This is a genomic window from Hydrogenophaga sp. L76 (assembly GCF_057654755.1).
On the sequence record NZ_CM172807.1, the window covers coordinates 171,920 to 191,995 of the forward strand.

The 20,076-nt window shown below is 67.8% G+C and carries 24 protein-coding genes; 20 read left to right on the forward strand and 4 right to left on the reverse strand.

All coding sequences use genetic code 11. The features are described 5' to 3' along the window. Nucleotides 1–68 precede the first annotated feature (68 nt). Nucleotides 69–1,016 carry a LysR family transcriptional regulator gene (locus AC23D4_RS00825; RefSeq protein ID WP_472888455.1) on the reverse strand — a complete coding sequence of 316 codons (948 nt, stop codon included), beginning with the start codon at nt 1,014–1,016 and terminating at the stop codon, nt 69–71. A 153-nt stretch (nt 1,017–1,169) separates the two neighbouring features. Between AC23D4_RS00825 and AC23D4_RS00830 the strand changes: the two genes are divergently transcribed. The 4 genes from AC23D4_RS00830 to AC23D4_RS00845 are packed head-to-tail and all read left to right on the forward strand — an operon-like array spanning nt 1,170 to nt 3,679. Continuing rightward, complete coding sequence (locus tag AC23D4_RS00830; RefSeq protein ID WP_472888456.1) at nt 1,170–1,871, forward strand: pirin family protein; 702 nt, start codon at nt 1,170–1,172, stop codon at nt 1,869–1,871. A 52-nt stretch (nt 1,872–1,923) separates the two neighbouring features. Continuing rightward, nucleotides 1,924–2,331, forward strand: a complete 408-nt coding sequence (locus AC23D4_RS00835) for a DoxX family protein (RefSeq protein WP_472888457.1) — start codon at nt 1,924–1,926, stop codon at nt 2,329–2,331. 58 nt (nt 2,332–2,389) lie between these two features. Next, entirely contained in the window at nt 2,390–2,944 is a 555-nt protein-coding gene (locus AC23D4_RS00840) for a flavodoxin family protein (protein ID WP_210822836.1), read from the forward strand. 39 nt (nt 2,945–2,983) lie between these two features. After that, nucleotides 2,984–3,679: a DUF599 domain-containing protein gene (locus tag AC23D4_RS00845; protein ID WP_472888458.1), complete on the forward strand. Its 696-nt coding sequence runs from the start codon at nt 2,984–2,986 to the stop codon at nt 3,677–3,679. A gap of 13 nt (nt 3,680–3,692) precedes the next feature. On the opposite strand, the gene AC23D4_RS00850 is transcribed toward AC23D4_RS00845, so the two are convergent. Further along, nucleotides 3,693–4,373, reverse strand: coding sequence for a phosphatase PAP2 family protein (locus tag AC23D4_RS00850; protein WP_472888459.1), 681 nt, complete (start codon nt 4,371–4,373; stop codon nt 3,693–3,695). Between the two features lie 231 nt (nt 4,374–4,604). Between AC23D4_RS00850 and AC23D4_RS00855 the strand changes: the two genes are divergently transcribed. From AC23D4_RS00855 to AC23D4_RS00930, 16 genes are all read left to right on the forward strand, one after another. Next, nucleotides 4,605–4,850: an acyl carrier protein gene (locus AC23D4_RS00855; RefSeq protein ID WP_472888460.1), complete on the forward strand. Its 246-nt coding sequence runs from the start codon at nt 4,605–4,607 to the stop codon at nt 4,848–4,850. Beyond that, nucleotides 4,847–6,112, forward strand: a complete 1,266-nt coding sequence (locus tag AC23D4_RS00860; protein ID WP_472888461.1) for a beta-ketoacyl-[acyl-carrier-protein] synthase family protein — start codon at nt 4,847–4,849, stop codon at nt 6,110–6,112. The genes AC23D4_RS00855 and AC23D4_RS00860 overlap by 4 nt, the downstream gene beginning before the upstream one ends. Before the next feature lie 16 nt (nt 6,113–6,128). Next, complete coding sequence (locus tag AC23D4_RS00865; protein WP_305363104.1) at nt 6,129–6,413, forward strand: phosphopantetheine-binding protein; 285 nt, start codon at nt 6,129–6,131, stop codon at nt 6,411–6,413. Nucleotides 6,414–6,465: 52 nt separating this feature from the next. Then, nucleotides 6,466–7,815 (forward strand): AMP-binding protein, encoded by a 1,350-nt coding sequence (locus AC23D4_RS00870; protein ID WP_472888462.1) that lies wholly within the window; start codon nt 6,466–6,468, stop codon nt 7,813–7,815. Next, on the forward strand, nt 7,802–8,107 hold the full coding sequence (locus AC23D4_RS00875; RefSeq protein WP_472888463.1) for a 3-hydroxyacyl-ACP dehydratase FabZ family protein: 306 nt from the start codon (nt 7,802–7,804) through the stop codon (nt 8,105–8,107). The genes AC23D4_RS00870 and AC23D4_RS00875 overlap by 14 nt, the downstream gene beginning before the upstream one ends. Next, complete coding sequence (locus tag AC23D4_RS00880; RefSeq protein WP_472888464.1) at nt 8,104–9,021, forward strand: lysophospholipid acyltransferase family protein; 918 nt, start codon at nt 8,104–8,106, stop codon at nt 9,019–9,021. Before AC23D4_RS00875 ends, AC23D4_RS00880 begins: the two co-directional genes overlap by 4 nt. Nucleotides 9,022–9,161: 140 nt before the next feature. Next, nucleotides 9,162–9,689: an outer membrane lipoprotein carrier protein LolA gene (locus tag AC23D4_RS00885; RefSeq protein WP_472888465.1), complete on the forward strand. Its 528-nt coding sequence runs from the start codon at nt 9,162–9,164 to the stop codon at nt 9,687–9,689. A 58-nt stretch (nt 9,690–9,747) separates the two neighbouring features. Next, nucleotides 9,748–12,096, forward strand: a complete 2,349-nt coding sequence (locus AC23D4_RS00890) for an MMPL family transporter (protein WP_472888466.1) — start codon at nt 9,748–9,750, stop codon at nt 12,094–12,096. Further along, a complete protein-coding gene (locus tag AC23D4_RS00895; RefSeq protein ID WP_472888467.1) occupies nt 12,093–12,734 on the forward strand; it encodes an alpha/beta fold hydrolase in 642 nt (213 codons plus the stop codon). The genes AC23D4_RS00890 and AC23D4_RS00895 overlap by 4 nt, the downstream gene beginning before the upstream one ends. Continuing rightward, nucleotides 12,731–13,531: a polysaccharide deacetylase family protein gene (locus AC23D4_RS00900; protein WP_472888468.1), complete on the forward strand. Its 801-nt coding sequence runs from the start codon at nt 12,731–12,733 to the stop codon at nt 13,529–13,531. The genes AC23D4_RS00895 and AC23D4_RS00900 overlap by 4 nt, the downstream gene beginning before the upstream one ends. Beyond that, the gene (locus tag AC23D4_RS00905) at nt 13,528–14,370 is read left to right on the forward strand and encodes an SAM-dependent methyltransferase (RefSeq protein WP_472888469.1); all 843 of its coding nucleotides are present in this window, start codon (nt 13,528–13,530) and stop codon (nt 14,368–14,370) included. The genes AC23D4_RS00900 and AC23D4_RS00905 overlap by 4 nt, the downstream gene beginning before the upstream one ends. Before the next feature lie 47 nt (nt 14,371–14,417). Continuing rightward, nucleotides 14,418–15,608: a beta-ketoacyl-[acyl-carrier-protein] synthase family protein gene (locus tag AC23D4_RS00910; protein ID WP_472888470.1), complete on the forward strand. Its 1,191-nt coding sequence runs from the start codon at nt 14,418–14,420 to the stop codon at nt 15,606–15,608. Then, the gene (locus AC23D4_RS00915; RefSeq protein WP_472888471.1) at nt 15,605–16,408 is read left to right on the forward strand and encodes a beta-ketoacyl synthase chain length factor; all 804 of its coding nucleotides are present in this window, start codon (nt 15,605–15,607) and stop codon (nt 16,406–16,408) included. Before AC23D4_RS00910 ends, AC23D4_RS00915 begins: the two co-directional genes overlap by 4 nt. Nucleotides 16,409–16,449: 41 nt before the next feature. Further along, a complete protein-coding gene (locus AC23D4_RS00920) occupies nt 16,450–16,836 on the forward strand; it encodes a hotdog family protein (protein WP_487623733.1) in 387 nt (128 codons plus the stop codon). Beyond that, entirely contained in the window at nt 16,833–17,570 is a 738-nt protein-coding gene (gene fabG / locus AC23D4_RS00925) for a 3-oxoacyl-ACP reductase FabG (RefSeq protein ID WP_472888473.1), read from the forward strand. Before AC23D4_RS00920 ends, fabG begins: the two co-directional genes overlap by 4 nt. Nucleotides 17,571–17,610: 40 nt before the next feature. Continuing rightward, entirely contained in the window at nt 17,611–18,099 is a 489-nt protein-coding gene (locus AC23D4_RS00930) for a hypothetical protein (protein ID WP_472888474.1), read from the forward strand. 11 nt (nt 18,100–18,110) lie between these two features. On the opposite strand, the gene AC23D4_RS00935 is transcribed toward AC23D4_RS00930, so the two are convergent. Further along, nucleotides 18,111–19,319, reverse strand: coding sequence for a cation:proton antiporter (locus AC23D4_RS00935; RefSeq protein ID WP_472888475.1), 1,209 nt, complete (start codon nt 19,317–19,319; stop codon nt 18,111–18,113). Then, complete coding sequence (locus tag AC23D4_RS00940) at nt 19,316–20,074, reverse strand: class I SAM-dependent methyltransferase (RefSeq protein ID WP_472888476.1); 759 nt, start codon at nt 20,072–20,074, stop codon at nt 19,316–19,318. Before AC23D4_RS00940 ends, AC23D4_RS00935 begins: the two co-directional genes overlap by 4 nt. Nucleotides 20,075–20,076 lie beyond the last annotated feature (2 nt).

Sequence of the window (20,076 nt, forward strand, 5' to 3'; positions counted from 1 at the left end):
GCGCCTGTGTTGCGGGACGGTTGAGGTTGACTGTAGCAGCCTGCCTGTTGGCGTGAACCCCGGCTGCATCAAATCTGGTGATGGTTGTGGAGCAGGGCGGCACGGGTGGTGGGGTGCTGCAGGCGCTCCAGCCACCAGCGCAGCGCCCGCCCGGTGTCGCCCGCGCTGCGTGGCTGGCGCCATGCGTAGGCCACGCGGATGCTGCGGTTGGGGCGCTGCACGGTCTTCACGATCAGGCGCCCGGCGTTGATGAAGGGTTGTGCCAGCGTTTGCGGCAGGAAGCCCGTACCCAGACCGCGCAGCTGCGCTTCCAGCTTGTGCTGCATGGTCGGCACGGTGAGCACGTCCTGCCCCGGCAGCAGGTTGTAAGTCACGCCGCTGCCGCGCTGGGTGCTGTCGGCCACGGCCACGGCGCGGTGCAGGCGCAGCTCTTCGTCACTCAGGCTGTGGGTGGCTGCCGCCAGCGGATGGTGAGGCGCCACCGCGTAGACGAACGGCACGCTGCCCAGCGGCGCGGTCTGGATTTCGGGTTGTGCCATCTCGCTGGGCACGCCGAGCGCCAGATCGGCCTGGCCGCTTTGCAGGGCTTCGAGCGTGCCCGAGAGCGTTTCGGCGCGCAGCTTCAGGCGCGTGGGAGCGCCTTCGGCGTAAAAAGCCTCGCACAGCTCGAACAGGGTCGCGCGGGCAATGATGGCGTCGGCCGCGATGGTGATCTGCGGCTCCCAGCCGGTGGCCACGCGCTTGACGCGCTGGGCCACCGCATCGAGCTCGTTCAGCAGGTACTGCCCGCAGCGCAGCAGCTCGGCGCCGGCGGGCGTGAGCTGGGCGCGTCGCGCGCTGCGGTCGAACAGCAGCACGTCGAGCGCGTCCTCGATCTGGCGGATGCGGTAGGTCAGGGCGCTGGGCACCATGCCCAGTTCGCGCGCGGCGGCGGCCATGCTGCCGAGCCGTGCCACGGCTTCGAGAAGACCGAGGTTTTCGGGGGACAGGGCGGCGCGGGGGCTGGGACTGGCCATGGTGCTTGCGAAACTGGTGTGTTCAATTGAATTGAATGATGCCATCAAAACCGTGCAAACACACCGGGGGGTGGCGGTTCCACAATTCAATCCATGCCAGCTGCTGCGATCCCGCAACCGGCCGGCACCACCCCCTTGAAAGGACGAGACACCATGATGCAGATCCGACGTTCCGACGCCCGCGGCTACGCCGACCACGGCTGGCTCAAGAGCTTCCACTCCTTTTCGTTCGCCGAGTATTTCGACCCCGCCTGGATGGGCTGGGGCAACCTGCGCGTGATCAACGAAGACCGCATCGCACCGGGCACCGGCTTCGGCACGCACGGCCACCGCGACATGGAAATCATCAGCTATGTGCTGTCGGGCAACCTGGCGCACAAGGACAGCATGGGCAACGTCAAGGGCATCCCGCCCGGCGACGTGCAGCGCATGAGCGCCGGCAGCGGCGTGCGCCACAGCGAGTTCAACCACGCACCCGACCAGACCACGCACTTCCTGCAGATCTGGATCGAACCCAATGTGAAGGGCATCGATCCCGGCTACGAACAGAACAGCTTTTCCGAGACCGAAAAGCGCGGCCAGCTGCGCCTGGTGGCTTCGCCCGACGGCGCCAGGGGCTCGGTCAGCATCCACGCCGACGCGGCCCTGTACGCCGGCCTCTTCAACGGCAGCGAAAGCGCCGAGCTGGCGCTGGACCCGAAGCGCAAGGCCTACGTGCACCTGGTGCGCGGCGCGCTCGACGTGAACGGCCAGCGTCTGCAGGCCGGCGACGCGGCGCTGATCGCCGAGGCCGAGCGACTCACCCTGGCTCGCGGCGACGACGCCGAGGTGCTGGTGTTTGACCTTGTGGCCTGACGCACAGACAAGCTTTTTGACCCACCCCAGACTTCATTCCAAGGACATTTCCATGCACACCCTGCAAAACCCCCTCGCCCTGTTGTCCCGCCTGCTGCTGGCGGCCCTGTTCCTGCCCGCCGGCATCGGCAAGATCACCGGTTTTGCCGGTACGGCCGGTTACATCGCATCGGTGGGCCTGCCCATGCCCACCGTGGCCGCTGCGGTGGCCATGGCGGTGGAGGTGCTGGGCAGCCTGGCTCTGATCATCGGCTTCGGCACGCGCTGGGCTGCCCTGGCTCTGGCGCTGTTCACGCTGGGCGCCTCGTTCTTTTTCCACAACTACTGGGCCATGCCGGCCGAGCAGCAAATGATGCAGCAGCTGATGTTCATGAAGAACATCGGTGTGACGGGCGGCCTGCTGGCGCTCGCAGCTTTCGGTGCCGGCGCCTTCAGCCTGGACGCCCGCCGCCCGGCCTGAGTGGTCTTCGAGTCCCTTTTCCCCACCCGCGCTGCGGCGCTTTTCTGAAAGGTCTCCAATGGCAAACGTTGTTGTGGTTTACCACTCGGGTTACGGTCACACCCAGCGCATGGCGCAATCGGTGGCCAGTGGCGCAGGCGCCGAACTGATCGCCATCGACGCCGACGGCAATCTGCCCGAGGGCGGCTGGGAAGCGCTGGCCGCGGCCGACGCCATCATCATGGGCTCACCCACCTACATGGGCAGCGTGAGCTGGCAGTTCAAGAAATTCGCCGATGCCTCCAGCAAACCCTGGTTTTCCCAGCAGTGGAAAGACAAGCTCGCGGCCGGTTTCACCAACAGCGCCGGCATGAACGGCGACAAGCTGTCCACGCTGCACTACCTGTTCACGCTGTCCATGCAGCACGGCATGATCTGGGTGAGCCAGGGCCTCATGCCCAGCAACACCAAGGCTGCACAGCGCGATGATGTGAACTACCTGGTGTCGTACAGCGGCGCGATCGCACAAAGCCCGTCGGACGCGAGTGCCAATGAGATGCTGCCCGGTGATCTGGAAACGGCGCGCCTGTTCGGGGAACGCGTCGCCGAGGTGGCGGCAAAATTCAAGGGCTGAGCGGCCGGTTGGCGGCTTCGTGCGGCTAACATCCGCCGGATGAAGATCATCGACATCCTCCCCTGGGCAGACTGGCTGGCGCTGGTCTGCTTTTTTGCCTTGTGGGTGGGCTACGCCTGGTTCGCCAGTGTCTGGGGTCGACGCCGCTCCTCGCTGCTGGTGACCACCAACCGCTACCGGGCCTACTGGATGCGCCAGGCCGCCATGCGAGACCCGCGCATGCTCGACGGCCTGATCACCCAGACCTTGTCGAACACACCGGCTTTTTTCTCGTCCACCTCGATCCTGGTGATCGGTGGTCTGTTCGCCTTGCTGGGCACGACCGACAAGGCGTCCGAGCTGATGAACGAGATTCCTTTTGCGCAGGCCACCTCGCTGATCGTCTTCGAGTTCAAGATCCTGGTGCTGGTGGCGATCTTCGTCTACGCGTTTTTCCGCTTTTCCTGGTGCATGCGCCAGTACACCTTTGTCGCGCTGGTGATCGGCGCCATGCCGCCGCCCGAGGACTTTGAATCGGGCAAGTTCGACCGCAACCAGTACGCCGATCGCGCGGCCGCCATGGTGGGCGCCGCCGCCGAAACCTTCAACGACGGTCTGCGTGCGTATTACTTTTCGTTTGCCGCGCTGGCCTGGTTCGTATCGCCGCTGGCGATGGTGCTGGGCACGCTGACGGTGGTGGCCATTCTCTATAGCCGCGAGTTCCACTCTGACGTCTTGCGCGTCCTCCGTGACTGACTGTTGCGCAGGTTCAGGCGGTGTTCTTCACGTGGGCCAGCGAGGCGGCCGCGAAGGCCAGTCCCACCACGACACCCGCAAACACGTCGAGGGCCACATGCTGCAGGGTGGCCATGGTCGACCAGACGATGGCCACACATTGCACGGCGGAGAGCCACTGCAGCACTCTGGGGGCGCGCAGCTGGGCCACGATGCGGTGCAGCCAGCAGAGACTGAATACCGCCGAAGCCACATGCAGCGAAGGGCAGGCGTTGCCGGCCGCGTCCACCCCCTTGACCACGGCCAGGCCGGGGTAGAGGCTCCAGTCCATGTCGACCAAGGGTGTCTGGGTCGGAAACCACCAGAAGAGCGCCAGGCAGAACAGGCACATGGCCCCCACCCAGACGCCAAACCACACCAGGGCACGCAGATTGCCCATCACCGCGGGTGGCAGGAAGACGTAGAGCCAGAGCGACACGTAGATCGGAAACGCGGACGGCACGAAACCGATCCAGCGGTCCAGCCAGATTTCGGGCATGACCACGGCCACGCTGCGCGGGTGTTCCAGGATCCAGAAATAGCTCCAGAAAAACAGCGCCATGAAGGTCGTGGTGCCAAATCCCTTGAGTGGCCAGTAGATGACAAAGCGCCGCCCGAGCCTGCCCAGCCATCCCGATGTTCCGGCAGGACCGGGCGTGATTTCGGAGGTGGGCATGGCAACAAGCGTTGCTTGTGGGCGTGCGGTGTCTCGCTGAGGAAGGGTCATGGTGGGGTCGGGTGAAGGGCAGCCCGCATTGTGCCGGCTGTACAATCAAATCACTGAAAATTCCGCGCTGATCGGCGGTCTGTGCCCGGGTTGAGGCTCCTCGCCGACCCTCCGGACCTGCTGGGCATTCGTTACCGGGTGTCGGGGTCGAGCAAGACAGCCAGCCATTGAATGTATGCCATGCAATCGACCGAACTGATTCGCCAATTTCTCCACGATCGCCTGGGTGCAGCGCCCGAGGCGGTGGTTCCTGGTGCGTTGCTCGCTGATCTGGGTGTTGATTCGCTGATGCTCGCAGAGCTGATGTTCGAGGCGGAAGACCGCCTGGGAATTTCCATCGACTCCCGTGTGGTCATCCCGAAGACTGTCGGCGAGATGGTGACCCTGATCGACGCCCTGCGCGCAGCCAAAGTCGCCGCATCATGACCCGACGCCGTGTGGCCATCACGGGGCTGGGTCTGGTCAGCCCCTACGGGGATGGAGCGGCCCCTTTTTTTGAACACCTTCTCGCGGGTCGTTCGGCGGTGCGCTACCTCCAGACCGATGACAAGCCCAGGCCCCTGGCCATGCCGTTCGTGAGCTGCACCGGGTTTGATCCTGTTGCGGCGCTGGGCAAACCGCTGGCGTCGATGATGGAACGCTTCGCACAGCTGGGTGTGGCCGCGGCTTTCGAAGCCTGGCAAGACGCCGGACTGGAGCGATTGCCCGCCGATCTGGACGAGCGCAATGACTGGGCCTGCATCTGGGGCACGGCGCTGGGCGGCATCATGGCCTTCGAGAAGGGCTACCGAGACATGTGGCAGAACGGGCGCGAGCGCCTGTCGCCGCTGAGCGTGGTGATGGGCATGAACAATGCCGTCAATGCACACCTCTCCATTCAGCTCGGTCTGGGCGGAGTGAGCATGAGCCACACCGTGGCCTGCTCTTCTTCTTCGGTTGCGATTGGTGAGGCCTTCCGGCGCGTGCGCTCGGGTGAGGCGACGGTGGCGATCACGGGAGGCTCCGACGGCACGCAGACCTACGGTGTGGCGCGTGCGTGGGAAGCCATGCGCCTGATTTCTCCCGGCGACGAGCAGACCGCACCTTCGGCCTGCCGGCCGTTTTCGGCCGATCGCCGAGGTCTGGTGCTGGGTGAAGGCGGCGCTGCGCTGGTGCTGGAAGACTGGGATCACGCCGTGGCTCGGGGTGCCCGCATCCAGGGGGAGATCGTCGGCTACGGTGCGAGCTGCGACCGCAACCACCTGGTTCGCCCCGACCCACAGGGCCAGGCCCGTGCCTTGCAGGCCGCGTTGTCGGATGCCGGGCTCTCACCCGCCGATATCGATTACGTCAACGCCCATGGCACCGCGACCCAGGAGGGTGACCCGGTGGAAATCGCGGCCCTGCGCCAGGTCTTTGGCGATCTGGCGCCCGCGCTGCCCGTGAGCGCCACCAAATCCATGCATGGCCACCTGATGGGCGCCGCGGGCGCCATCGAGGCGCTGGCCACCGTGCTGGCGCTGCGCGAGCAGGCGATCCCTCCGACCGCGCACCTGGAGGGTCGGCTTGATCCCGCCTGCGAAGGGGTGGATCATGTCTATCAAGGCCGCCGCCAGATTCCCTTGCGTGCTGCCCTGTCCAACTCCTTTGCGTTTGGTGGCAGCAATGCCGTGCTGGTCTTTGCCGCCGCCCCGACGCCTACCCACTGAATACCAGGGAATCCCCATGTCAGAAAACTTTGCCAACGTCCCGTTCGAAGACCTCATGAGCGAGGTGGCTGCGCTGATCGTGGAGGCCCTCAACCTGGACGTGCAGCCCCAGGATGTGAAACCCGACGATCCACTGTACGGCGAGGGGCTGGGTCTCGACTCGATCGACATGCTCGAGATTTCGCTCGTCATTTCCAAGCACTACGGTTTCCAGCTGCGCTCGGACAACGAGAACAACGACAAGATCTACGCGTCCCTGCGTGCGCTGACGACCCACATCGCCAGCCAGCGCACCAAATGACCTGGGGCGTTTCGCGAGCAAGGGGTTGTTGGCGGTTTCAGGCTGGCGGCGCATGAGCCGGCTGCCCTTGATCAGTGCTCACGGGCTGGACGACGTGCTCGCCTGGCGTCCTTCGGGTCCGGTGACGGTGCGCGACTTCCTGGCCGATGCCCAGGCGGTGGCCGGCGTGTTGCCCGCTGGCCAGGGGGTGCTCAACCTGTGCGAAGACCGGTACCACTTCGCGGTGCTGTTTGCCGCCTGCGTGCTCGCGGGCAAGACCAGCCTGCAACCGGCCTCGCACTCGGGGGAGACCCTGCAGCGGCTGGCGCAGGACCATCCCGGTACTTTTGGCGTGGTGGATGGTCCCTTCGATGTGGCCGACCTGCCTTGCATCGACTTTCCCGATCTGGCCACTTTGCCCCGCTCACCGGCGCAGGAGATGCCGGTGGTGGATGCCGATCGTGTGGTCGCGATCCTGTTCACCTCGGGTTCGACCGGTCTGCCGCAGCCGCACGCCAAGACCTGGGGCCGACTGGTGCAGAACGGGCAGGCCGAGGCCGCGGGGCTGGGGCTGGGTGGAAAGCGAACGGTGCTCGTGGGCACCGTGCCGGCGCAGCACAGTTACGGGTTTGAGTCCACCTTTTTGCTCGCGCTGCACGGCGGTTGCAGTTTCTGGAGCGGCAAGCCGTTCTACCCGCAGGATGTGGTGGAGGCGCTGCAGGCCGTGCCGCGGCCGCGCATGCTGGTCACCACACCCTTCCACCTGTCGGCCTTGCTGGCGTCCGATCTGGACTGGCCGGCGCTGGACATGTGCCTGTCCGCCACCGCGCCGCTGGGCACCGAACTCGCTGCGCGCGCCGAGCAGCGCAGCGGGGCACCGGTGCACGAGATCTACGGCTCGACGGAGTCGGGCCAGCTGGCCTGCCGGCGCACCACCGACGGCCCCATGTGGCATTTGCTGCCGGGCGTCGTGCTGGAGCAGGAGAACGACACGACCTATGCCCGCGAGGGCCATGTGGAAGGCCGGGTACCGCTGTCGGACATCATTGAACTCCAGGGCGAGGGTCGTTTTCTCCTGCACGGCCGGCATGCCGACCTGATCAACATCGCGGGCAAACGCAGCTCGCTGGCCTACCTGAACCACCAGCTGTGTGCCATCGAAGGCGTGCTCGACGGCGCCTTTTTCCTGCCCGACTCCGCGGGCGATGAGGTCGAAGGCATCACACGGCTGACGGCGTTTGTGGTGGCGCCCGGTGTGTCGGCGGACTCGCTGCAGCGCGCCTTGCGCCAGCGCATCGACCGTGTCTTCCTGCCGCGCCCGCTGGTGCTGGTGGACGCGCTGCCGCGCAACAGCACCGGCAAGCTGCCGCGCACGGCGCTGCTGGCGCTGTACCAGGAGCGGTTGGGTCATGGTCGTGCTTGAGCGGGTCTGGCGCGTGCCGCCCGACCACCCGGCCTTTGCCGGTCATTTTCCGGGGCATCCCATCGTGCCCGGCGTGGTCCTGCTGGATCAGGCCGTGCTGCTGGCGCAAGCGCACCTGGGGCTCGCGGGCGGTGCCTGGCAGGTCGCGCAGGCCAAGTTCCTCAGCCCCTGCGGGCCGGATGACGAACTGGTGTTCACGCTGCAGGACGGGGCGCGGGGCGGGCTGTCGTTCGTGGTGCGCTGTGGCGACCGCGATGTCGCCTCGGGCAGCCTGCAGCCCTTGAACCCATGAACACCGGAACCCGACAGACCGACGCACAACCCGAGTGGATGCGGCGCCAGGAGCGCAGCAACCTGGCCATCCTTCGCCTGATGGTCTGGATCTCGCTGGCGTTCGGCCGGCGGGTGGGGCGTCTGGTGCTGCACGGCATCGCCGTCTATTTCGTGCTGTTTGCGCCCGCGGCGCGCCGTGCGAGCCGCGCCTACCTGCACCGTGTCCTGGGCCGCTACGCGGGCTGGCGCGATGGCTACCGCCACGTGTTCAGTTTCGCCAGCACCATCCACGACCGCATCTACCTGCTGAACGACCGTTTCAACGTGTTTGACATCGAGGTCAAGGGCGACCAGGCGTTGCTGGCGGCGATTGAAAAACAGCCCGGCGCGCTGCTCATGGGGGCCCACCTGGGCAGCTTTGAGGTGCTGCGCTCCATGGGGCGGGGGAAGAAGGGGCTGCGCGTGGCCATGCTGATGTACGAGCAGAACGCGCGCAAGCTCAACGCCACGCTCGCGGCCATCAACCCCAAGGCGATGCAAGATATCATCTCCCTGGGACACCTGGAGTCGATGCTGGAGGTTCGCGACAAGCTCGACGAAGGGTATCTGGTGGGCATGCTGGCGGACCGATCGCTGAACGATGACGCCACCCTGTCGGTCGAGTTTCTGGGTGAACAGGCGGCTTTTCCGCTGGGTCCCTGGCGCATGGCGGCGATGCTCAAGCGGCCGGTGTTCCTCATGGCGGGTCTGTACCTCGGGGGCAACCGCTACCAGCTGCATTTCGAACAGCTGGCCGATTTTTCAAATGTCGAGCGCGGTGGGCGTGACGCGGCGATCAAGGCGGCCGTGCAGGCCTATGCCGACAGCCTGGCGCGACTTTGCAGGTTGGCGCCCTACAACTGGTTCAACTTCTTCGACTTCTGGAAAAAATGAGAAACCCCCTTGCGTTGCTTCGCGCCTTCCCCCCTTCTGCGAGGGGGGATGCAGCCTGTGGCCCGGCGAAGCCGGTTCCGCGGGCGCCCTGGGGGGCGCTTCTGCGTTCCGTCGTTCTGGCTCTGGCGGGGCTGGGTGCCATGACGGCCGCCCAGGCCGCATACAACATCGAACAGTTGATGACCGATCTGGCCGGCCACAAGGGTGGCCGGGCGCGTTTTGTCGAGAAGCGGCACATGGCCCTGCTCGACAAGCCGGTCCAGGCCAGCGGCGAGATGGTGTATAGCCCGCCCGACCGGCTGGAGAAGCGCACCCTGTTGCCCAAGCCCGAGACCCTGGTGCTGGACAAGGACATGCTCAGCATGGAGCGCGACAAGCGCAAGCTCTCCATCAGCCTCGCCAGCCGCCCCGAGGCACTGGCGTTTGTGGACAGCATCCGCAGCACGCTGTCGGGCAATCGCAAATCCCTGGAGAAGAACTACACGCTTGATCTGCAAGGAGAGAGCAGCCAGTGGGTGTTGACCCTGGTGCCGAGCGAACCCGCCATCGCAGCTTTGCTCCAGCGCATCACCGTCAGCGGTGGCGAGCGTCAGGTCCGCCACATCGAGTACCTGCAGGTCGACGGAGACCGTTCGGAAATCAGCATCGAGCCGATAGAAACCCCATGAGCGCCGCACGGCCGCCCGAAGGGGCTCGCACCGCAGTCCGTTGGACGGAGGTTTCCCCATGAGGTCGGCCGCGGTCCGGGTGTTTCTGGTCTGGCTGGCGCTGATGCTGGCCGGGGTGGCGGTGGTCTGGAACAGCCGTTTTTCGGCCGACATGTCGTTTTTCCTGCCGTCGCGGCCGAGTGCCGAACAGCAGGCGCTCACCAGCCAGCTGCGCGACGGTACGGTCTCGCGCCTGCTCATGGTTTCGGTGGAGGGGGGCGATGATGCACAGCGCGCGGCCGTGTCGCGCGAACTGCGCCAGCGCCTGGCCGATGATCCGGCCTATGTGTCGGTGCAGAACGGCGAAGCGGGCGGTCTGGAAGGCGAGCGCGATGTGCTGCTGCGCCACCGTTACCAGCTCAGCCCCGCGGTGAGCCCCGAGCGCTTCACCGAAGCGGGGCTGCTGGCGGCCGTGACCGACACCATCGACCTGCTCTCGTCGCCCGCCGGGCTGTTGCTCAAGCCCTATCTGTTGAACGACCCCACGGGGGAAGTGCTGGCCGTTCTGGGCCAGCTCAATCCGGCCTCGCAGCCGCAGATGCGCGCGGGTGTCTGGGCCTCGCGCAACGGCGAACGCGCCATGCTGCTGCTGCAGACACGCGCGCTGGGTTCGGACACCGACGGCCAGTCGGCCGCGATCGACGGAGTGCACGCAGCGTTTGCGCAGGCGGTGCAGGCCACGGGCCACACCGGTCTGGTGCTGCAGATGTCGGGCCCCGGGCAGTTTGCGGTCCAGGCGCGCGAGGCCATCAAGCAGGAAACCTCGCGGCTGCTGCTCATCAGCATGCTGGGCATCGCCGGGGTGCTGCTCTGGGTCTACCGCTCGCCGCGGCTGCTGGCACTGGGGCTGCTGCCCATGCTCAGCGGCGCGCTGGCGGGCGTGGTGGTGGTGAGCCTGGTGCACGGCACGGTGTTCGGCATCACCATCGGCTTCGGCACGGCCCTCATCGGCGAGGCCGTGGACTACGCCATCTACTTTTTCGTGCAGTCGGGGCGCACGGGTCTGGCCGCCTGGCGCCAGCAGTTCTGGCCCACCGTGAGGCTGGGCGTGCTGACGTCGGCGCTGGGCTTCGGCGCCCTGCTGTTTTCGGGCTTTCCCGGGCTGTCCCAGCTCGGCCTGTACGCGCTGACCGGCGTGGTCACGGCGGCGCTGGTGACGCGTTTCATGCTGCCTGTGCTGGCCGGTAGCGCGTTCGAGGTGCCGGCGCCCGGGGCCTGGGTGCAGCGGGTGCATGCCCTGCTGGGGCAGGCCTGGCGGCTGCGCGCGGTGGTGGGCCTGCTGGCGGTGGTGTCGCTGGCCTACCTCTGGCAGCAGCGCGACGACCTCTGGCACGCCGATCTCTCGGCGCTGTCCACCGTGAGCCAGGTCGAGGCCGAGAGCGACGCGCGCATGCGCGACGACCTGGCCGCACCCGATGCGCGCTACCTGGTCAGCATCCACGCCCCGAGTGCGGAGCTGGCACTGCAGGCGGCCGAACGCGCCGGTCAGCAACTCGACCGGCTGGTGGAAGAAGGCGTGATCGGCGGCTACGACAGCCCGGCCCGCTTCCTGCCCAGCGCCCGCTTGCAGCAGCAGCGACTGGCCAGCCTGCCCGAGGCGGCGGTGCTGCAGGCGCGGCTGCAGGTGGCCCTGGTCGACTCGCCGCTGTCCGCCTCCCGGCTCGGCCCGTTTGTGGCCGACGTGCAGGCGGCGCGCACGGCCGGTGCGATGCAGCGCACCGACCTCGACGGCAGTGCGCTGGCGCTGGCGGTGGATTCGATGCTGATGCCCGGCCAGAACGGTGGCTGGAACGTGATGATGCCGCTGCGTCCGGCGCCCGGAACGCCGGATGCCAGCCTGCCGGTCGAGCGCCTGCGTGCGGCGCTGGCGGGCAGCGGCGCGGTGTTCGTCGACCTCAAGACCGAGTTCGAATCGATGTACGGCGGCTATGTGGGCGAGGCGGTCCAGCTGTCCCTGCTGGGCTTCCTGGCGATCGTGGTGCTGCTCGCGGTGACCCTGCGCTCACCCGGCCGCCTGCTGCGCGTGCTGCTGGCCCTGGTCATCACGGTGACGGTGGTGATCGCGGCGCTGCACCTGTCGGGCCAGCGCCTGCACCTGCTGCACCTGGTGGGCATGCTGCTGACCGTGGCCGTGGGTTCCAACTACGCGCTGTTTTTTGACCGCCCGGCCGGCGGCGAACCGCTGGACGCGGCCACGCTGATGTCGCTGTCGGTGGCGACCGTCACCACGGCCATCGGTTTTGGTGCCCTGGCGACGTCGAACGTGCCGGTGCTCAACGCCATCGGCATCACCGTGGGGCCGGGGGCGCTGATGTCGATGTTGCTGGCGGCCGTGCTGGTGTATCCGAAGGCGGCAGCGGACCGATGAAGCCGACCGAAAGCCAGCTCTGCGGCGCCGACAGCGTGCTGCTCATGCTGCCGGGGGCCCTCATGACGCCGCAGCACATGGTGCAGGCCGGCCTGTTTGCCGAGGTGCAGCGGCAGCGTCTGGCGCTGGACCTGATCGCGCCCGACCTGCACGCCGAGGGCGCCGACAACCAGCTGGCGCTGCGTTCCCTGGAACAGGACTGGCTGGCGCCGGCACGCGCGCGCTACCGGCGGGTGTGGCTGGGGGGCATTTCGCGCGGTGGTCAACTGGCGCTGTCCTGCCTGGCGGGGCGCGCGGGCGAGGTGCACGGCCTGTGCCTGCTCGCTCCTTACGCGGGTGGTCGGCTGACCACCAACGCCATCGACCGCGCCGGCGGGCTGCATGCCTGGCAGGCGGGTCCCGATCAGCAGAGCGACCCCGACGTGCGGCTTTGGCAGTGGCTCCGGCAACCCGTGCCGCAGGTGCCGGTGTTCATGGGTTATGGGGCGCAGGACCGTTTTGCCGATGGCATGCGCCTGCTGGCCCGGCACCTGCCCGAAGCGACCCACCTCACCTTGCCGGGCGAACACGACTGGGCGGTCTGGTTGCCGCTGTGGCAGCGTTTCCTCTCCCTGGGGCATTTCCCGGCGTTGCCATGAGCCGGCCCTGGACCGTTCCCCCCGCGATCAAGGCGTCTGCGCTGCTGCACGCGGGGGCCGCGCTGGGCACGGTGGCCGTGCCAGCCGTCTGGCCCTGGGCACTGGGGGCCGTGGCGCTCAATCACGCGGTGATCACGGTGGCCGGCCTGTTGCCGCGCTCCAGCCTGCTCGGCCCCAATCTGACGCGCCTGCCGGCGGCAGCGCTTGCGCGGCGCGAACTGGCATTGACCATTGACGACGGGCCCGACCCCGAGGTCACGCCGCGCGTGCTCGACCTGCTGGACGCGGCCGGCGCCCAGGCCAGTTTTTTCTGCATCGGCTGGCGCGCGCGGGCCCACCCGGCGCTCTGCCGCGAGATCGTGGCGCGCGGTCACCGGGTCGAGAACCACGGTGACTCCCACTCCAACGCGTTTTCCCTTTTCGGCCCCCGGCGCATGCGTGCTGACGTCGCGGCCGCCCAGGCCACGCTCTCGGACATCACCGGCCAGGCGCCGCTGTTTTTCCGGCCCACCGCCGGCCTGCGCAACCCCTTCCTGGAGCCGGTGCTCGCCGGGCTCGACCTGCAGCTGGCCGCCTGGACCCGCCGGCCCTACGACACACGCGACGGTCGCCCGCAGCAGGTGCTGCAACGCCTGACCCGAGGGCTGGGCCCGGGCGACATCCTGCTCATGCACGACGGTCACGCCGCGCTCACGCCTGATGGGCAGCCGGTGATCCTGGCCACCTTGCCGCTGCTGCTCGACCGGCTGAAAGCCGAGTCCTTGCGGGCCGTGACGCTTCAGCAGGCGTTGGCATGAGCGAAGCGCCGGGCCGTTCCCAAGCGAGCTCGCACCGCAGCCCGCAGGGCGAAGGTATTCGAATGAGCGAAGCGCCGGGCCGCTCCCAAGCGAGCTCGCAGGGCGGCGCTGGGCCAGCGCCCCGGGTGTTTCTGAAAATCCTGCGCGCCGACGCGAGCCGCCTGTTCTGGGCGGCAGGCCGTTTCGCTTTTTTCCATGCGTGGGGCAAGCTGGGCGGTGACCCGATCTTCCGGGAGCTGTTGCGGCGCGGCCTGTTGTCCAGGGGCGGGCGGTTGCTCGACCTCGGTTGCGGGCAGGGTTGCCTGTTCGCCTGGCTGCTGGCGGCGCAGCGCCTGTCGGAGCGCGGGCAGTGGCCGGCCGGCTGGGCGCCCGCGCCCCGTTTCCAGAGCCTGCGCGGCGTGGAACTGATGTCGCGCGATGTCGAACGCGCGGTGGCGGCGTTCGGCGGCCACCACCCGCTGGTGCAGGTGGAGCAGGGCGACATGACCCAGGTGGATGTCGGTCAGGTGGACACCGTCACCGTCCTCGATGCGCTGCACTACGTGGACCCCGCCTCGCAAGAGCGCCTGCTGCGACGCATTCGCGCGGCCCTGCCGCCCGGCGGCCTGTTCCTCACACGTGTCGGTGACGCCGAAGCGGGCTGGCCCTTTCTGATGTCGAACTGGGTCGACCGCGCGGTGACCCTGGCGCGCAGCCGCCGTCCGCCGCGCCTCCACTGCCGCAGCCTGGCCGAATGGCAGGCGCTGTTGACCGCGCTGGGCTTTGAGGTTGAAACCGAACCCATGAGTGAAGGCAAGCCCTTTGCCAACGTGATGCTGGTCTGCCGGGTGCCGGTCTGATCGGTGCCTTCCTCTACACTGCGGGTTTAGACGTTCCACCGCCTCACGTGACCCCACTGCAACTCTCAGCTTACACATTGACCACCGCCCTGGGCCGAGGGCTGGCGGCCAACCGCGAGGCCCTGCGCGCCGAGCGCTCGGGACTCGCTCCCTGTGCCTTTGAATCGGTGGCGCTCGACACCTGGGTGGGCGAGGTCGCGGGTGTCGATGCGCAGCGCCTGCCCGAGGCGCTGGCCCGCTACGACTGCCGCAACAACCGGCTGACCCTGATGGGTCTGGAGACCGACGGGTTCGCGCAGCGCGTGCGTGAGGCCGTCGCTCGCTACGGCGCCGATCGTGTGGGCGTGTTCCTGGGCACCAGCACCGCCGGCATCCTGCAGACCGAGCTGGCCTACCGGCGGCGCGATCCGGTCAGCGGCGCGTTGCCCGACGATTTCCATTACCGGACCACGCACAACGCGTTCTCGCTCGCCGAGTTCACGCGCGACTACTTCGGTCTGGAGGGCATGGCGATGGCGATCTCCACCGCCTGCTCGTCCAGCGCCAAGGTGTTTGCCGCGGCGGCACGCCAGCTCGCGCTGGGCCAGATCGACGCAGCCATCGTGGGCGGTGTCGATACCCTCTGCCTGACCACCCTGTACGGTTTTGCTTCCTTGCAACTGACCTCATCCCGGCCCTGCCGGCCCTACGACGCGGCGCGCGACGGCATCTCCATCGGCGAAGGGGCAGCGTTTGCGCTGCTGGAGCGACCGGACCAGCCTGCGCCGGGCACCGCATTGCTGCTGGGCGCAGGCGAGTCCAGCGACGCGTACCACATGTCGGCGCCACACCCGCAGGGCCTGGGCGCGCGCCTGGCGATGGAAGCCGCACTGCGCTCGGCGGGCCTGGGCGCCAGTGACATTCATTACATCAACCTGCACGGCACGGCCACGCCCGCCAACGACTCGGCCGAAGGCCAGGCGGTGAGTGCGCTGTTCGGCGACACCGTGCCCGGCAACTCGACCAAGGGCTACATGGGCCACACACTGGGCGCGGCGGGCGCGATCGAAGCGATCATCTGCGCGATGGCACTGACCGATGGCCGCCTGCCCGGCAGCCCCGGCACCGGCTCGCTGGACCCGGCCATACCGATCCGTTACCAGCTGCACGGCACCGACGCGCCGCTGCGCCATGCGCTGAGCAATTCGTTCGGATTTGGTGGCAGCAATTGCAGTCTTGTGCTGGGGATCGCGGAATGAAAGCTCAACCCTTGCAAGCCTGGATCAACGGTATCGGCCTCATTGCGCCCGGACTGCCCGACTGGGCCACCGCCGCGGCGGTGCTGCGTGGTGATGCGGCCTATGAGTCCGCACCGAGCGTGTTGCCCGTGCCCTTGTTGCTGCCCCCGGCCGAGCGCCGCCGCGCCAGCCGTGTCATCCGGCTCAGCCTGGGCGTGGGGCAGGAGGCCGTGACCCACGCGGGCGCCGACGCGTCCACGCTGGCCACCGTGTTCGCCGCCTCGGGCGCCGACGGCCACAACTGCCATTCGCTGTGCGAGCAGCTCGCGGGCGAGGATCGCCAGATTTCACCCACGCGCTTTCACAACTCGGTGCACAACGCCGCCGCCGGCTACTGGGGCATCGCCACGCGCAGCATGGCGCCTTGCCAGGTGCTGGGCGCGTTCGACGCCAGCTTCGGCGCCGGCCTGCTGGATGCCCTGGCCCAGGTGGCCCTGGACGGCCAGCCGGTGCTGCTGGTGGCCTACGACAGCGAATACCCCGAACCGCTGCACGCCAAGCGCGACACGCCCGACTGCGGTGGCGTGGCCTTGTTGCTCAGTGCGCAGCGCAGCGAGGCTTCGCTGGCGTCGATCACGGTCACACCCAGCCGGGCGTCCGCCGATGTGCTGGAGGACGCGGCTCTCGAAGGGCTGCGCCAGAACATCCCGGCCCTGCGTGCCTTGCCCCTGCTGCGGCGCCTGGCGCGCGGCGCGGCCGGCCCCGTGGTGCTCGACTACCTCGCACCCATGCAGCTTCAGGTGGACCTGCAACCGTGCTGAACCGCGACTGGATCGCCGCCCACATTCCCCACCAGGGCAGCATGTGCCTGCTGGAGAATGTGCTCGAATGGAGCGAGCAGCGCATCGTCTGTGACACGCTGAGTCACACCGACCCCCTGAATCCCCTGCGTGCGGCCGACCGCCTGGGCGCGGCGACCGGCGTGGAGTACGCCGCGCAGGCCATGGCGGTGCACGGCGCCTTGCTCGCGCAGTCGGCCGCCGCGCCCACCCAGGGCTACCTCACCAGCGTGCGCGGCCTCAGCCTGCACGTGGACCGGCTGGATCACCAGTCCGGGCCATTGCGGATCACCGCCGAGCGCCTCTCGGGTGATGCGCGACTCATCCTCTACCAGTTCCACCTCCACCACGGCGAGCGCTGCCTGATCGAAGGCCGGGCCTCGGTGGTGCTCGACGCTCAAACCTTATGACCTCTTCAGCGAAAAGCAGGCGCGCCCTCGTCACCGGCGGCAGCGGTGGTATCGGCGCCGCGATCTGCCAGCGCCTGGCCGCTGACGGCCACCACGTCATCGTGCACGCCAACCGGGGCCTGGAGAAAGCGCAAGCCATCGCGGCGCAGATCGTGGCCGATGGCGGCAGCGCCGAGGCTGTGGCTTTCGACATCACCGACCGTGCGGCGACGGCCGCCGCGCTGGAAGCGCTGACCGAGGCCGGCGCGATCCAGATCCTGGTCAACAACGCGGGTATCCACGACGACGCGGTGTTCCCCGGCATGAGCGGCGAGCAGTGGGACCGCGTGCTCGATGTTTCCCTCAACGGTTTCTTCAACGTGACCCAGCCGCTGACCATGCCCATGATGCGCACGCGCTGGGGCCGCATCGTCAGCATCTCGTCGGTCGCCGCCGTGGCGGGCAACCGCGGGCAGGTGAACTACTCGGCCGCCAAGGGCGCGCTGCACGCCGCGAGCAAGTCGCTGGCGCTGGAGCTGGCCAGCCGCGGCGTGACGGTGAATGCGGTCGCGCCGGGGCTCATCGCCACCAGCATGATCGAAGGCACGTTTGATGCCGACATGGTCAAACGTTTGGTGCCGATGCAGCGCGTGGGCCGCCCGGAAGAGGTGGCGGACCTGGTGGCCTTCCTGGTCTCGGACCGGGCGGGCTACATTTCGGGACAGGTGATTTCCATCAACGGCGCGATGATCTGATCGCATCGGCCGAGACAACACTCCAAGGAGCCTCAATCCCATGACACACCTCCGCAACCGCTTCACCCGCGGCGCCCTGATCGCCTGTCTTGTCCTGGGTGGCGCCGCCGGTCCGGCCCAGGCCCAGGACAGCGAAAGCGGTGCGCTACAAGCCTGCCTGAAAGCCTGGGGCGAACACCCTTTCGGCCCCAATCCCGCCTACAGGACGCTGGCCACGTCGGTCAAGGTGTTCGGCATTGGCCAGGGCACGGCTGACCGCGAGGTCACGCCGGGCCCGAGCCTGATCATGGTGAACCCGGGCGTGAACGTCATGGGTGGCTCGGAAATCGAGCTGCTCAACCCCAACGGCTGGTACTGCCTGCGCGCGGCCGTCAACGTCATGGGCGGCATGGACATCAAGCTGCATTGCGGCGCCCGCCTGGCCTCGGCCAGCAGCGGCACCACCGTCATGAGCGGCGAAAACGCCGCCAAAGGCGTGTCGGTGATGGGCTCGATCAAGGTCGAGCGCGTCGGCTGCAGCAGCTCCTGATCCGCGCGGCTTCAGCTGTTTCGAGGGGCTGAGCCCGCCAGCGCCCTCGAGCGGCGCATCTGCGGCTCCACCATCGGCACCGTCAGCATGGTGCTGGCCACCGCCATCAGCAGCAGGGCGGTGAAGGCTTCGCTGGTGATCACCTGTTTGTCCAGCAGGATGTTGGCGAAGATGATCATGATCAGCGCCTTGGTCTGCAGCAGCCAGCCGATGATCGAGGCTTCGCCCGGTGCCCAGCGCAGCACCCGCGCGGCGATGCGCACGCCGATCAGCTTGCCCACCACCGAGGCCACGAGCAGCAGCGCGGCAGCCGCAAACACCTCGGTGCCGCCCACGGCCCAGTTGGTGCGCAGGCCGGTGGAGAGGAAAAACACCGGCATCATCACCAGCAGCACATGATGGCGCAGCAGATCGAGTTTTTCCTGGTTGAACCAGTGACCGTCCATGACGGCGCCGGCGAGGAAGGCCCCCACCATGAAATGCAGGCCCGCCCAGTCGGCACCCAGGCCGCACAGGGCCAGCCAGATCGGCGCCACGTACCACCGGTCCCGCTCGTCCAGCCAGGCCATGAGGCGGCGAAATGCCAGGCCCAGCACGACAAAAGCAATCAGGAAGGCCAGCTGCTTGCCCATGCGGTTCCAGTCCATCAGGATCAGCGCCAGCACGCCCCAGATCGCAATGTCGTCCAGGCTGGCGTAGCGCAGGATGCGCTGGCCCAGCGGCTGGCGCAGGATGTCGAGCTTCTCCATCAGCAGGATCAGGATCGGCAGGGCGGTGACGGCGCAGGCCATGCCGATGCCCACCACGAACTGCCAGGTTTGTGCCTTCGGGCCCATCCAGCCGTCAAAACCCAGCAGCACGGCGGCTGCGCCGCAGCCCAGCAGCAAGGGCACGCCCAGCGCGAGGCCTGCGGTGATGCCGCTTTCGCGCCGGTGTTGCCAGGCCTTGCCGAGGTCGAGCTCGACGCCCGCGATCATCACGAACAGCATCACCGACCACCAGGCGATGCCGTTGAGCGAATGCACCACGGTGGGCGTGAAGACGAATTCGTAGTAGGCCGGAAACCAGTGGCCCAGCACACCGGGGCCGAGCACGATGCCCATGACGATCTGCACCACCACCAGTGGCGCGAAATAGTCGGTCTTGAAGACCCGCCAGACCAGCCAGGGGATGCTGAAGATGATCAGCATCGCGATCAGGAAGACCTCGGTGGTGTTCACGGTCGGCGCCCGGTGTATTCGCGGAAAATGCCCAGGGAGACCGAGCAGTCCACATCGGTAAAACCGGCGCGTTTGAGTGCATCGAGAATGAGCTCGGGTTCGAGCGCCGATTCGATGGTGTCGCCGTAGTAGGCCCACAGGCGCTGGACGTCTGCGTGGCGGCGCGTGAGGCGTGCGAGCACCGGCACGACCACGCCGATATGGAAGTGCAGCAGGCCACGCAGCAGCCGGTTGCGGGGACGGCTGATTTCCATGATGCAGACGCGACCGCCCGGGCGCAGCACGCGCAGGTATTCGGCGAACGCCAGGTTCAGGTCGCCCACGTGGCGCAGCGCGTAGCCCATGGACACAAAATCGACCTGCGCATCGGGCAGCGGAATGGCCTCGGCGTAGGCGACGATGGTTTCCACATCCACCTTCTTGCGCAGCTCGGCCAGCATGCCCGGCGAGGGGTCGAGTGCCCACACACGGCCTTGCGGCCCGACCAGTTCGGCGCCGGCCACAGTCACCAGGCCGGTGCCCGCGGCCACGTCCAGCAGGGCCATGCCGGGCTTCAGGCCGTTGCGCTGCAACACCTCGCGCCGGTACCAGGCGCCGCTGCCCAGGCCTGTCAGGGCCTCGGCCTTGTCGTAGCCCGGCGCGGCTTCGTCAAACAGGGTCTGCGTCATGCGGCGGCGTTCGTCTTCGCTGCCGAAATACTGCTTCATGCGCGGGTCGGCCTTCAGCGCGCCGGTGCGTTCTTGGGGTTCGGTCATGT

Excerpts from the sequence above, each read along its gene's own strand:
- AC23D4_RS00825 (WP_472888455.1), bottom strand. The coding sequence starts at position 1,016 with ATGGCCAGTCCCAGCCCCCGCGCCGCCCTGTCCCCCGAAAACCTCGGT.
- AC23D4_RS00830 (WP_472888456.1), top strand. The coding sequence starts at position 1,170 with ATGATGCAGATCCGACGTTCCGACGCCCGCGGCTACGCCGACCACGGC.
- AC23D4_RS00835 (WP_472888457.1), top strand. The coding sequence starts at position 1,924 with ATGCACACCCTGCAAAACCCCCTCGCCCTGTTGTCCCGCCTGCTGCTG.
- AC23D4_RS00840 (WP_210822836.1), top strand. The coding sequence starts at position 2,390 with ATGGCAAACGTTGTTGTGGTTTACCACTCGGGTTACGGTCACACCCAG.
- AC23D4_RS00845 (WP_472888458.1), top strand. The coding sequence starts at position 2,984 with ATGAAGATCATCGACATCCTCCCCTGGGCAGACTGGCTGGCGCTGGTC.
- AC23D4_RS00850 (WP_472888459.1), bottom strand. The coding sequence starts at position 4,373 with ATGCCCACCTCCGAAATCACGCCCGGTCCTGCCGGAACATCGGGATGG.
- AC23D4_RS00855 (WP_472888460.1), top strand. The coding sequence starts at position 4,605 with ATGCAATCGACCGAACTGATTCGCCAATTTCTCCACGATCGCCTGGGT.
- AC23D4_RS00860 (WP_472888461.1), top strand. The coding sequence starts at position 4,847 with ATGACCCGACGCCGTGTGGCCATCACGGGGCTGGGTCTGGTCAGCCCC.
- AC23D4_RS00865 (WP_305363104.1), top strand. The coding sequence starts at position 6,129 with ATGTCAGAAAACTTTGCCAACGTCCCGTTCGAAGACCTCATGAGCGAG.
- AC23D4_RS00870 (WP_472888462.1), top strand. The coding sequence starts at position 6,466 with ATGAGCCGGCTGCCCTTGATCAGTGCTCACGGGCTGGACGACGTGCTC.
- AC23D4_RS00875 (WP_472888463.1), top strand. The coding sequence starts at position 7,802 with ATGGTCGTGCTTGAGCGGGTCTGGCGCGTGCCGCCCGACCACCCGGCC.
- AC23D4_RS00880 (WP_472888464.1), top strand. The coding sequence starts at position 8,104 with ATGAACACCGGAACCCGACAGACCGACGCACAACCCGAGTGGATGCGG.
- AC23D4_RS00885 (WP_472888465.1), top strand. The coding sequence starts at position 9,162 with ATGACGGCCGCCCAGGCCGCATACAACATCGAACAGTTGATGACCGAT.
- AC23D4_RS00890 (WP_472888466.1), top strand. The coding sequence starts at position 9,748 with ATGAGGTCGGCCGCGGTCCGGGTGTTTCTGGTCTGGCTGGCGCTGATG.
- AC23D4_RS00895 (WP_472888467.1), top strand. The coding sequence starts at position 12,093 with ATGAAGCCGACCGAAAGCCAGCTCTGCGGCGCCGACAGCGTGCTGCTC.
- AC23D4_RS00900 (WP_472888468.1), top strand. The coding sequence starts at position 12,731 with ATGAGCCGGCCCTGGACCGTTCCCCCCGCGATCAAGGCGTCTGCGCTG.
- AC23D4_RS00905 (WP_472888469.1), top strand. The coding sequence starts at position 13,528 with ATGAGCGAAGCGCCGGGCCGTTCCCAAGCGAGCTCGCACCGCAGCCCG.
- AC23D4_RS00915 (WP_472888471.1), top strand. The coding sequence starts at position 15,605 with ATGAAAGCTCAACCCTTGCAAGCCTGGATCAACGGTATCGGCCTCATT.
- AC23D4_RS00920 (WP_487623733.1), top strand. The coding sequence starts at position 16,450 with ATGTGCCTGCTGGAGAATGTGCTCGAATGGAGCGAGCAGCGCATCGTC.
- fabG (WP_472888473.1), top strand. The coding sequence starts at position 16,833 with ATGACCTCTTCAGCGAAAAGCAGGCGCGCCCTCGTCACCGGCGGCAGC.
- AC23D4_RS00930 (WP_472888474.1), top strand. The coding sequence starts at position 17,611 with ATGACACACCTCCGCAACCGCTTCACCCGCGGCGCCCTGATCGCCTGT.
- AC23D4_RS00940 (WP_472888476.1), bottom strand. The coding sequence starts at position 20,074 with ATGACCGAACCCCAAGAACGCACCGGCGCGCTGAAGGCCGACCCGCGC.